Genomic DNA, 12,687 nt, shown 5'->3' on the forward strand with positions numbered 1-12,687 from the left:
TTCTTCCCCCTTTTTAAGGGGGGATTGAGGGGGATCTCTTAGAATTTTTAACATTAGCAAGTAATTGTTGAATAGTTTCTCAGGATGGTGGGTCACAGACAAGGGGCTTAAGCCCCTTGTTCATCTAGCATCACCTATACAAGGAGGCTTTGAATAGTTTTGCTTAGTTCTTGCTCTAGATAGGGTTTAGTGAGATATCCTGAAGCACCAAGCATCTGAGCCACACCGCGATGTTTAGCGCCACTGCGAGAAGTGAGCATCACAATGGGGATATTTTGATAGCGAGGATCTTTACGACAAGCTGCTAAGAATTCAAATCCATTCATATTAGGCATTTCCACATCACACAATACAGCTTGAATTTCAGAGGTTCTCGCAAGTTGCTCGATCGCCTCACGTCCATCCCCTGCTTGGAGTACCTGATAACCAAACTTTTCTAATGTCAAGTACAGTGATTGGCGAGCGGTGAGTGAATCATCCACAATCAGAAGTGTTTTTCTTTGGATAAACTTCGGTTTAGCTTCCAGTAAAGGCGGAGTAGAAATAGCGTTATTTGTAGATAGATAACCTCCAACCGTAGTACTAGATGATTGTTGGATCGACAACAATGCTGAAGTATCAATTACAGGCACAAGCGTACCATTACCCAATACCGTACAACCATAAAGATAGGATGGTGGTGCGATCGCTTTGCCAAAAGGCTTAATTGCTAATTCCTGCTCGTTGAGTACGCGATCTATAGGCAGCGCCATAATTTGATCCCCATCGGAAAATAGTAACAAGGTGATTTGATTTTCTTCAGTGAATGATTCGGTATTGAATATGTCTTGGGACTGTTTGGGTAATGGATAGCCCTCTGCAAATAGGTCGGTGGAATATAGAGGGATTAACCGATCTTCAAAACGGTAAAACCTACTGCCTTGGATGATTTGCACTTCATTAGCCTCAATGGGGATAATTCCCAGCAAGGTATCGATGGCGATCGCTAATAACCGCTCTTGAATGCTGAAGATCAGTAGTTTGGCAATACTCAAAGTGAGCGGCAGTTTAATTGTAAAAGTCGTACCTTGTCCTATTTCTGACTTGATTTCAATTGATCCTTTGAGACTGCGAACTTGCTCTTGGACAGTTGACAGCCCCATGCCTCGACCTGACAATTCCGAAACGGCTTCTACTGTCGAAAAGCTAGGCTCAAACAAAAGCTGATAGAGTTCTTCATTGGTAATCTGATCCGCTTTTTCTAATTCCAATAAACCAGTCGCGATCGCCTTTGCTTTGATATGGGCGGGATTAATGCCCTGACCATCATCCTTGATTTCGATATAGGTTTGATTGCCACGATAGTAAGCACGAATTTCAATGGTTGCAATCAAAGGCTTACCGAGATCTAGACGCTTTTGAGTAGACTCTGTACCATGATCGAAGGCATTGCGGACTAAATGCACAAAGGGATCATAAAGCTTTTCCAATACGGATTTATCAACTAATGTACCTGTGCCGAATAGTTTCAGGCTGACCTGTTTATTATACTTATTGGACATCTCCCGCACCATGCGCGGTAAGCTGCTGAGGATGTCACCTAAGGGCAACATCCTTGACCACAATAGGTCATACCGTAGCTGTTTCAGGATTTGCTGTTTGCGTCGTTGAGTTTGTTGTGTCTGTTGCATTAAAACCTTCATATCGCGCATTCCTTCATCCATCTGCGCGATATCTTCAAGCGCTTCTTGGATAAAGCTATGCAGATGCCCATAGGAATCCATTTGTAATGGATCGAAATCTGCTAATAGACTAGCTGAAGTCGAAAAGTTGGTGGGAATAGCATTAAGACGAGCAGAATCTACAGTTAGCTCTTGGGTTCTAACTTGCGATCGCTGCGCTTTATCTAGCCAAGTTTGCAGATTTTTTGAAAGTTGATCGAAACTTTTGAACTGCTTTTGAATGCGTTCAATTTTAGATTGAAGCTGCTGATTTTGCAGGATCGAAGCATTCTCTTGTGTCACTAATTCACTAGAGAAGTTATTCAATCGATCTAATCTAGGCAAATCGACTCGGATGGTTTCGGCTATATAAGGAGTGGCAGTTGTTGGAATAGAGGCAGTCTCTTTGGAAGCGTAATTTTTGGCTATTAGTGATTTGGAATTTTGTGGAGACTCAGACAATGGCAGGGGAGAGGGAGTGGCTAATTCTGTTAATGAAGGCTCTTGAGGTCTAAAGAAATCAGATAATTCAGATATATCTGATGCGGTATCAAAATCATTAAAGTTATTTTTTTCTAAAGCCTCATTGATATTAGATACTTCTTCGTCTAGATGTGATTGAGAAATGGGAAAAATATCAAAATTTTGGTCTAGATCTATATCTAGTTGATCTAGATCTACCTTATCAAAATCATCAAATCCGTTGGGTTCTATTTTTGCTTTTAATAGGTCTGAGTTGATTGAGGAGATATCATCATCAAGCTCGGTAAATTCCGTCCTATCAGCCAGTAAGTTTAAGCTTGTTTCTAGGGTTACTTCTGGAGTTACTTCTAGAAAATTATCGACAAAAATATCTGAGATTACATCTTCTTGAGTTTTATTTTGAGTTTCATTTTGAGTTTCGCTTTGAATATTTATTTGTATTTTGTTGTTAGCTTCCTTTTGTGAATCTGACTGAGGAACTGGAAATTTAATTTCATCTAGTTCTTTTTCTAAAGATAGGAACCAATCGTCAGCATTGTCAAACTCCTCCTCAAAAGGAGATTCTTCAGATAAAGTTGCCATCTTTATCATTGCCTGACTTACTAGATCGTGATCGGTTTGATTGTGGGGTTTTGTCAGAGCAATTAACTCTTGACTAGGTTGCCCTCCTTGAGCGCGATCACCTGCCAAAACCTCGGCACGGGCAGCTTCAAAGTTAGCGATCGCCACTTTCCCTACCAAAATGGGATTATCAGGATTATGTTCGAGAGCATCTAATGTCACTTGGGCGATCGCTTTAAATCCAGATAAATTTAACAGTTCGCCAATACCGCTAAATACTTCTACTTGCGCTCGAATTTCCCCTGTCACAGGCACACCTTCGGGATTAGCAAGCACATTTTGCAATCTTAAAATCCCCTGCTGCACATCGCCTTCAAACACGATCTGCACTATATCAACACCTAGCTCGGCGGCTGTAGGCAATTCAACATCTTCATCCGTATCACCCAAATAGAGCTTCAGCACTTCAAATATAGGCTCGGCGGTCGCGATAGCTGCTGCCGATTCGTAATGTCCTGATTGCAGTTGATCCATTAATGGTATCCGCAAACAGTCGTAAGCCTGTAACAACAAGCCTTCCACATCCGCATCAATCTCGCCTTCAAAACGATATAGCGATCGGAAGACATCTTCTAATTGATGGGCGATGGTTTTAATGCCTTCAAAGTTAAGGCTTGCTGAGCCTCCCTTAATGGAGTGAGCAGCACGCATAATCGAGTGAATATTCGCAGTACTTCTGTCTTCACGTAGAGAGAGCAACCCTGTCTCAATTGTTTGCAAAAATTCAGGCGCTTCTTGCTTAAAAAATTGATAGGCTTGATCGTGAATTTCTGTTTCTGTACTGTACATGGCTGCTATCCTATTGCTTTTTGCTGATTCTCTGTCCTGATTCTTTGTATTAGCTTCTATGCGTTGACTTTAAACTGAGCTACACTAACCTGCAATTCTTCAGCCACTTTAAGTAACTGGCTAAAAGCATCATTTAGATTTTGGGTATAACTAGAGTTAGAACTAGCGATCGTCGCCACGTTTTGAATCGTTTGGCTAGCCTGAGTCGAGGTTTGTGATTGTAAAGCCGCAGCTTGGGCGATTTCCCTTACTAGTTGGTTAACCTGTTGACTGGAAGCCGAAATATCGGTCAATTTTTGGCGTGTTTCTTCAACCAATTGTGAACCACTGTTCACCTGTTTTGTCCCAACAGCCATCGCTTTGACCAGATCATTAACCTGAGCCTGAATTTCTTCGATCAATTGCCGAATTTCGGTGGTAGCTTTTGCCGAACGTTGGGCAAGCGCTCGTACTTCGTTGGCAACTACTCCAAAACCTTGCCCTTCTTCGCCAGCCCTTGCGGCTTCAATGGAAGCATTTAGAGCGAGCATGTTTGTCTGGCTGGCAAAGCCGCTAATCAGTTTAACGACCTTGGAGATCTTCTGTGAAGCTTCTCCCAACTGCTGCACTTTTTCGGCGGTTTCTGACACGGTGTCCCGAATTGCTGTAAAACCTTCAACGGTACTATTCATAGCTGCATCACCTTCAAGTAATGCTTGGTTTGCTGATTTCACTTGAGCTTCGGCTTGGATCGCACGCATTTCTACGCCTGAGATTAATTCGGTAAGTGTCTGAATGCGTTCTAGAGTTTCGGCGATCGCTAACATCTGTTCTGAGACTCCATCTGATACGTTTTGCATAGTTGGTTGGTTCTGCAAAACAGTTTGAGATACAGACTGCGAAGCAGATTGAACCTCTGTTACTAGCTTGCGAAGGTTTCTAATAGTGGCGTTATAGGAGTCGGCAATTGTGCCAATTTCATCTTCCGTTACCTTAGCGCGAATCGTTAAGTCACCACGACTGATCGGATCAACTTCGATCAGTAATTCCAAGGCTCTTTTTTGGATAAACTCTTTGGCTTGTTTCTGTTCTTGAATGCGTAGCTCAGCTTCGCTCTGAGCGGCTTCCTGTCTAGCTTCAGCAATGCGTTCAGCCTCTAGTTGCTTTTCTGCAATTAGAACTTCTAACTGCTCAGCCATATTGTTTAATTCTTGTGATAATGTGCCTATTTCATCGCGGCGATCGCTATCAGTTAAACGTTCGCTTATTTCCCCAGTACCAATCTTTTGAGTGAAACTAGACAAAATACGCAAAGGCCGCGCAAAAGAAATAGCAACGATGATGCCGATCGCTCCAGCTACAAGAATTGAAATCCCTGCGATCGCATAACCTGCGTTGGATAGAGTTCCAACTAGTTCTTGAATTTCTGATAGCGGACGACCTACATAAGCAATGCCAACTGGTTTAGCGTTCCCATCAATCAGCTTGCGGTGATCGTAAAGAGGGGCATAGAAGGTGAGGTAATTGATCCCTGTGATGTTGGTTTCCCCAACATATTCCTGTCCTTGTTGAAGTACAGCATCAGAAACCTCACGAGCTGAACGAGTACCGATCGCTCTAGTATTATCTGGATTTTTGGTGTTGGGATCGACGTAAGGGACATTGGTGGCAACGCGCCAATCCTGAGCGAAGATAGTTGCTGTGGGCATATTGTAGCGTTTAGAAAACTTATCAACGATGCCATAATTGCGATTGAGTAACGATCCCACCACAGCCGTACCAACGATGCGTCCTTTAACTTTGATCGGGTATACAGCCATGCTGATCAGCCCAGATTTCCCTTGCTCAATGTCATAGGTTCCTGCGGGCGCAGGTTGCTTGTTTTCAGCGAGTCCTTGAATTGCTTGAGGACGAATACCGATATTGGCAGGCTTTTCTAGTCCTAGGGCTTGCAAATCCGAGGATTTCACTAGTTCAATGCCATACATTGGTTGACCTGTTGCGATCGCATTTTTGACAATTGGTAAATTCGCCAAATTACGACCAGTAGGAATACTCCCCCGTTTGTATAGCTGAGGAATTAGTTCTAGTTGATTTCTTTGATCTCTGGAGGCAAGCAAAGGAAACTTGCTAAAATCTTCGTCAAGGACGAGTATATTTCCTTCAATGCTACGCCCACGACTATCTGTAATCAGCTTAATATTTTTAATAGATTCTGGTTCAACACCTTCGCCGCTCACTTGGAGCAAAGGTTGCAGAATCGACCGTTTGGCTGCTAGTTCGTTAGCATCATTGAGATCAAAACTATTCGACTCTAACGCTTTAGCGATCGCTTCTGCATCCTGTTTACTTTCATTATTTGTCCAAAGTACATACTCTGAAACAAAGAATGAACCCTTCTCCTGTACTGAGATCCGTAGTTCCCTAAGAGAAGCTTGTTCTGAAGATTTAACAAGGATTTGAGTCACGATTAATACAGGCAAACCTGAAGCTAATAACAGCACAATCGATAACTTCCAGCGTACACTCCAGTTATTCCAAACTTGGGCTGGTAATTTCCAAAGAGGAGTTTTGGGATGCAGTATGGATGAAGCTCTCTCTGGCAGTGAGATTCGGGTGATTGACTTTTGGGGTAAAATTGGCTCTGGATTTTCAGAGGGAGGGATTTCTGGTTTGTCTTGAATTAACATAGTCTTCTCTAAATCTTAGGATCAAATATTTAATTAGTTTATTCAGTGCTTCGCACTGAATAAACTAAACTTAAGCGACTTTGAACTGAGATACGCTTACCTGTAAATCTTGAGCAACTTGCAAAAGTTCAGAGAACGATCGCGCCACATCTTCAGATTGTTTTGATGTATCCTCGGCGATCGCTGCGACTTCTTGCATCGTCTGACCCATGTGATCGGATGTTTGGGTTTGGTAATCCGCCGCGATCGCAATTTCCCGAACAATGGTGTTGACCTGCTTACTTACCATTGCGATTTGCGTTAGTTTTTCACGGGCATTTTGGACAAGCTTTGTGCCTGTGACTACTTGCTCAGTCCCCGTCTCCATCGCGGCAACTACTTCATTAGTTTGGGCTTGAATCTCTTCCACAAGCTGTTCAATTTCCGCCGTTGATGCTGCCGACTGCTCCGCCAGATCGCGTACCTCTTCGGCAACCACACTAAAACCTCTTCCTTCTTCGCCAGCACGGGCTGCTTCGATTGCCGCATTCAACGCTAACAAATTGGTTTGAGCCGCAAAGTTACCAATTAAGTTCACAATTCGTGAAATCTTTTGCGAAGTCTCACCTAGCCGTTTGACCTTTTTCGCCGTTTCCGAGACAGTCTCACGAATTTCCGAAATCCCTTCAACTGTGCGATTCATTGCTTCATCGCCTTCTTGGAGAACTGTTGCCGCGATTTGCATCCCTTGCTCTGCTTGTTTGGCTCTAGTTTCTACACCTCGACTCGACTCAGCCATGACTTGAATTTCCTGTAGCGCCGAGTTAATGGACTCTGACTGCTTTTGAGCCTCATTGGATACCGATCGCACAGATATTTCGTTACTTGTAGCAGTTTGGGTTACGGACTGCGATGCACCCTGTACATCTAGTACCAGTTTCCGTAAGTTGCGAATAATGGCATTGTAGGAGTCAGCGATCGTGCCAACCTCATCAGCAGTTACGTTTGCCCGAATCGTCAAGTCTCCACGACTAACTGGATCTACTTCCATCAGTAGCTCTAATGCACGACGTTGCAAGAATTCCTTCTCTTGCCTTTGCTGTTCAGCGCGTTCATCTGCCTCGGCTCTAGCTTCTTGTCGGGCTTTTTCTAGTCTTCCTGCTTCTTGTTGCTGTACCTCACTCAGATACTTGAGTTGTTCTGCCATTCCGTTAATGTTGCTAGATAGTACGCCTAGTTCATCTTCACTAGCAACCTCTAAGCGAGTCTCCAGATCTCCCTGTCCGATTTTGGCTACAACCTTAGCTGCTTCCTGAATTGGTTTAACAGCTCGATTGGCAAGTAGGGCGGCTATAAACCCAACCAACAAAGCTGTTAACCCCGTACCTGTCGCGAAGGTTAGTAATAAATCTCGTTGAGGCTTGAAAACACTACCACCCGTATCAATGCCAATAATCACTCCTAGGTTGAGACTAGGCATATTGCGATAAGCAGGTAATGGCACATAGGTTAAAAATTGCTCTTTCCCGTCAAGAAGGTCAATTCCCACAACTGTACTTGTGGTCTTACTATTGACCGCTGATGCTAGACTTGGCAATTCCATCTGAGACAGGTTACCTTCATGATCGCTTTCTTCAGCCAGAAATATTTTGCCTGTTGCATCGATTAAATGATATTCATCCTCATCATTATTGATACTTCCTTTGATAATTTCACCCAATCGATCAATAGGAATTTGCGATCGCATCACACCGATCAACTTATCTGTGCCATTCTCCTTTACGGGCGCAGCTACGATCAAACTGTTACTTTTATCAGTTGGAGACAACACTGGCTGCGAAATAAATGGAGTTCCCTTAGTAATGACATGTTTAAAAAAGTCACGATCTTTAATACTGGCATTGGGGTCTTGGGTAGATGTAGATCGAATTGTGGTGATCCCATTCAGATTCGCAAAGGCAACTAGGTCATAGATTCCATAAGTACGAGCATAGTCATTAAGTACGGCTTCTCTCTCGGTTTGAGGTAATACCGCCTGTACTTTCGGATTCGCAATAATTGGGTGGGTTGCTAACACCTGAATATCACCATATCGCTCAAACATAAAACGATTAATCTTATCGGCGATCGCATTTGTTTTCTGTAGTTGCGTTTCCCGAATTCTTTCGCCTAGAGATACGCTAGATAGATAAGCCGCCACACTACCAATAACGACCACAGGAATCGTACTAATCGTTATCGCCAGAAATGTTGCTTTGGTACGCAGAGTCAGCGATCGCCATCCCCATTTTTTCGGCTTTTCATTTATTGGAATGGGTGGGACATCTTCTAGTAAATTTTCCAGAGAAACTAACTCTGTATGATGGTCGTTGTCCAAGTTGCCATTCGGGTTATTGCTGTTGTCGAGTGCTTGTGGTTGATTTTTGGGTTGGTTATCTTGTGTCAACATTGCTGATTCTCCGTATTAATCTAACTAAATTAATCTAAAAAATTTTAAAAAATCTCAAAACAAACAAAATTTATCTAGCGTCTAGATAATCTGCGCGATCGCCTTGCCATCAAGGACTAAAAATGTCTCTTCATCACCACTCAACCAATAGCCCCGACAAACTTGCATCATCTCTGGATTCGCAAAGGTGAGTACTGAAGATTGGATTTTAGCAACATCGCATTTCATCATCTGCCCAACATGGGAAACCGCAAAGCCAATGACATTTTCTTGGCTACGCAGAAATATGATGTGGCACTTGTCCTGAAATTTTTCCTGCGTATATTCCTGTGCATAGAGAGGCTTATATCCCAAAAGACTAGCTAAATCAATAACCCAAATCACCTCTCCACGCCAGTTATAGATCCCCATTACGCTTTTGTCTAGACCTGCGATCGCCGTTATTTGCGACAAATTAACCTTGACAATTTCCAGCAACTGATCGGTAGGCAGTAAGGCTTGCTGGTCAGCCTCCAGATAGAATGACAAAAATTGTGCAGTCTTCATCTGAGATTTAGATAGCTGATTGAGATTTGTCTGACTGTCAATCATCTGACTTGTCATGGCGATCGCCTTCCTAATCTTTTACTAGTAATTTAATCGTGCGGATCAGTTCAGCAACATCAACAGGTTTGGTTAGATAAGCTGAAGCGCCTTGTTTCATGCCCCAAAATTTATCCATCTCACCACTCTTAGTGGAACAAAGGATGATCGGAATATCCATTGTGTCAGGTTTTTCCTTGAGATCTCGACATAACTCAAATCCACTTTCATTGGGTAACACCACATCCAAAACAATGGCGCTAGGCTTCTGTTGGCTAATTTTAGTTCTAGCTTCAGCGCCACTCATTGCCAAAACAGTATTAAAGCCAGCATTTCTAAGACTGCTAGTAATAATCTCAGCTTGAGTCATTGTGTCCTCAACCACTAAAATTGTACTCATATCTAAATTTTTTCCTTTACTTTTATTGTTTTAACTGATGAGTTGAGAGATAATGCCCGCAAAATAGTTAGTTTTCAGATACTTGCAAAAACTTTCGCAATATTTGCAGCACTTTTGCGGGATCGGGGGGTTTACTCAAAAAATCCGAAGACCCAGCCATCTTTGCCCTTACCCGATCAATCATCCCATCTCGTCCCGTCAAAATGACAATTGGAATTTCCTGAAATGTTGTAGTTTTGCGGAGAAAAGTGCATAGTTCATAGCCATTAGTATTTGGCATCACCAAATCCAGAAAAATCAAATCAGGCTTACGTTGCAATAAAGTACTAACACTTTGCAATGGTTCGGTAATTCCCATAACTTCATAGCCTAATGGCTCAAGGATACGTTTCATTTCTAGCGCCACTTGGGGGCTGTCATCAATACAGGCTATTAAACCTCGCATTGGCATATCCTTGGGCTTATTGGGAAATTTCCAATTTGGTGAAGTCCAATCCTCAACCTCCTGAAAAGCAACAATTCCGTCTACTACCAGAGGCAACAGCGATCGCATCACGGCAATCATTGAGCAGTGCATAATAATCGACATATCCCATAGGGTATTTTTGCCATTTAAAATTTTCTTAAGGGTTTTATAGGTTTTGACTGTGATCGCGTCAGCCTTGAGCATTACATCTAACTGGTCTGGATTAGCTATATAGGGAGCTAAATCAAAGGAAAACCCCTGAATCATATTCTGTACATGGGATAACCCCGCCTGTTGCCACCTCGCTTGAGCAGCCACAATACTATCTAAAGTTTGGGTTGTAGGTAAAGCAACAATCGGTTTAAACGCTAGTGCTTCTAAGGGTTTCCAAGATGATTTAGGCTGTTTCTGGTCGCTGAGACTATAAAAAACTTCATGAATACTTGACTGAATAATTGCACGAGCCTGTTCTGTTGTCAGTTGATTGTCATGAATAGCCTTTTCAATTACCTTTAACTCCCAAGCTTCCTTGGTTGGCTCGGCATCTTCAAGCAATTCTTGAATATTTACTTGGGGTGAATGTTGACGGATCGCTCTTGCTAGCCTGCGAACCCGATGTTTGCCTCCCGTTGCATACACCAACCGCCCCAAATAAAAATATATGTTCCAAGCAGGTTCACCCTCTTGGTCTCCAGTCACCAAAAGTTCACCAGTAGCCTGCTGAAACAGAACATGTAACTGCTTCAAATCTTGAATAAACTTAGGTTGTAATTGGGTTGATGTGTCCACTAGATCCAGTCTGGTAAGTAGCATATTATGAGCGATACCGAAATTCACAGGCAATTAGAATATGCTTGTTTGCCTTTATTACCTGTTGATATGAATATCTGCTTATTCGTTAATGACAAGAGAATCGTTGAGCAGATTATGACAAGCTTATCTACAAAAACAATTTATTATTTGATTGAGTTTTATAAGCCTTATTTCAGGATAACTACTATACTATAGAAATTATTTTTCCGCTCTAACTACCCCCCTTTTTGAGCAAAATTTAATATTCTTTAGTTTACAGCAATTACCCAACTAACGAACCTCCAAAAAATTTTTAAAAGGCTTGTAAATCAGCTTGTAAATCAACCCTTTTAAAAATTTTCTGGGTTTGGGTTTGAGCGCAAAGGGTAGAGAATGGTAAGAATCGCTTAGCGATTCTTACCATTCTCTGCTTTCGTCGAACTGACGTTAAACCAAAGACTTGATTGTAGGGCTACCTACTTACTCGCGCTTTCAATACCCTGTACTAGTTTGGAAAAGTACCAAATCTGCTGTGGTGTTGCGGTCTCTCCAGCCTTTAGAAAAGGAGTTCCATCTTGATAGTTCAGTGGTCCTTTATAAAGATCGATGCTGCGATCGCCCAAGCCATTAATAAATTTTGTCAAGAACTGATGATTCTCAGGAGCCAAAGCCTTGCCTTTTTCAAAACCTATCGATGAAGTATCAAGGTTATTCAAATCTGCCCAATTCGGTTTAGCAAGAACAAACTCACCAGCAAATTTACCTTCCTTTGCCTTTGAAATCTGCTCAAGATAGGCTGGGCCCCAGTTGTAATAGGGAACCCCAACGCAAAGGTCAGGGGCAAGGTTGCAGCCAGTTTTGATATCATAATGGAGGAATTTAACTTTTTTACCAGCTTCATTAGCCTTTTTGGTTTGGATTGACACCTCTGGAGTATCGATACCACTCATTACCACATCAAAGCCACTGTTGTAAAAATCATCAGCAACCTTACTGGGATTTAGAGTTTTACCGGGGATATTGAACCAAAAGCCAATCCACACGACTTTAAACTTTAAATCAGCAGGATTCTTTTTCCGATAGGTTTGCCAACAGTATTTAGCACCTAAATAGCTAGCTGAAGCAAGCCTGCGAGTTTCATCATTGATTAGTGGCCCCACATAGCCGATTTTACCCGTCTCAGAGCTAAGCGCCGCCGAACAACCAGCAATCATTTTGCCGTACTCAATCTGTGGCATGACATTGCCTAGATTTGCTTGGTTTTTAAAATTTTTCCCTTCCTTCCAAGCATAGTCTCCACTGGCGTGAATGATCGATACATTAGGATGTTTTTTTGCCGTTGCCAAAGCTTCATCTTTAAAATCATCGGAATTAAAAATTACGAGTTTAGCGCCCTTATTGATCAGGTCTTCAGCTACTTGCGATGCTTTAACATTAGGGCGATCGCCAGGATTAACCTGCTCGACATACTTAAACTGGATACCTGATTGCTTTTCCATTACATATTTTGTTGCTTCGTAATGCGCCTGATTCCAGCCCGAATCATTTTTGGGTCCAACTAAAATCATTGCTGCTTGAAAATTCTGCCCCTCCGCCACAGAAGTTGGAGAGACAGGTGCAGAATTACTATTGCAAGATCCAGCTAAAAACCCCACAAGTGCTGTCGCCCATAGGTGATTGGCAGAGACTACAGCAGAACCTCTATTAACAACTAGTTTCATGGGCTTATATAACAAACATTTACCTTAAGAAGACTA

7 protein-coding genes are annotated in these 12,687 nt (G+C 42.4%); all 7 read right to left on the reverse strand.

The window, feature by feature from the left end; translation table 11 throughout:
- Window positions 1-134: 134 nt before the first annotated feature.
- The 7 genes from VB775_RS23285 to VB775_RS23315 all read right to left on the reverse strand — a co-directional run bounded on the left by VB775_RS23285 (window position 135) and on the right by VB775_RS23315 (window position 12,651).
- Window positions 135-3,593: a hybrid sensor histidine kinase/response regulator gene (locus VB775_RS23285; protein ID WP_281008731.1), complete on the reverse strand. Its 3,459-nt coding sequence runs from the start codon at window positions 3,591-3,593 to the stop codon at window positions 135-137.
- A gap of 56 nt (window positions 3,594-3,649) precedes the next feature.
- A complete protein-coding gene (locus VB775_RS23290; protein ID WP_281008732.1) occupies window positions 3,650-6,262 on the reverse strand; it encodes a methyl-accepting chemotaxis protein in 2,613 nt (870 codons plus the stop codon).
- 70 nt (window positions 6,263-6,332) lie between these two features.
- The gene (locus VB775_RS23295; RefSeq protein ID WP_281008733.1) at window positions 6,333-8,690 is read right to left on the reverse strand and encodes a methyl-accepting chemotaxis protein; all 2,358 of its coding nucleotides are present in this window, start codon (window positions 8,688-8,690) and stop codon (window positions 6,333-6,335) included.
- 81 nt (window positions 8,691-8,771) lie between these two features.
- Entirely contained in the window at window positions 8,772-9,293 is a 522-nt protein-coding gene (locus VB775_RS23300; protein ID WP_281008734.1) for a chemotaxis protein CheW, read from the reverse strand.
- A 13-nt stretch (window positions 9,294-9,306) separates the two neighbouring features.
- Entirely contained in the window at window positions 9,307-9,672 is a 366-nt protein-coding gene (locus VB775_RS23305) for a response regulator transcription factor (RefSeq protein ID WP_281008735.1), read from the reverse strand.
- 67 nt (window positions 9,673-9,739) lie between these two features.
- Window positions 9,740-10,975: a response regulator gene (locus VB775_RS23310; RefSeq protein ID WP_281008736.1), complete on the reverse strand. Its 1,236-nt coding sequence runs from the start codon at window positions 10,973-10,975 to the stop codon at window positions 9,740-9,742.
- Window positions 10,976-11,406: 431 nt separating this feature from the next.
- Window positions 11,407-12,651 carry a BMP family lipoprotein gene (locus VB775_RS23315; RefSeq protein WP_281008737.1) on the reverse strand — a complete coding sequence of 415 codons (1,245 nt, stop codon included), beginning with the start codon at window positions 12,649-12,651 and terminating at the stop codon, window positions 11,407-11,409.
- Window positions 12,652-12,687: the final 36 nt, after the last annotated feature.

Source organism: Pseudanabaena sp. CCNP1317, assembly GCF_034931345.1.
Lineage (GTDB): Bacteria > Cyanobacteriota > Cyanobacteriia > Pseudanabaenales > Pseudanabaenaceae > Pseudanabaena > Pseudanabaena galeata.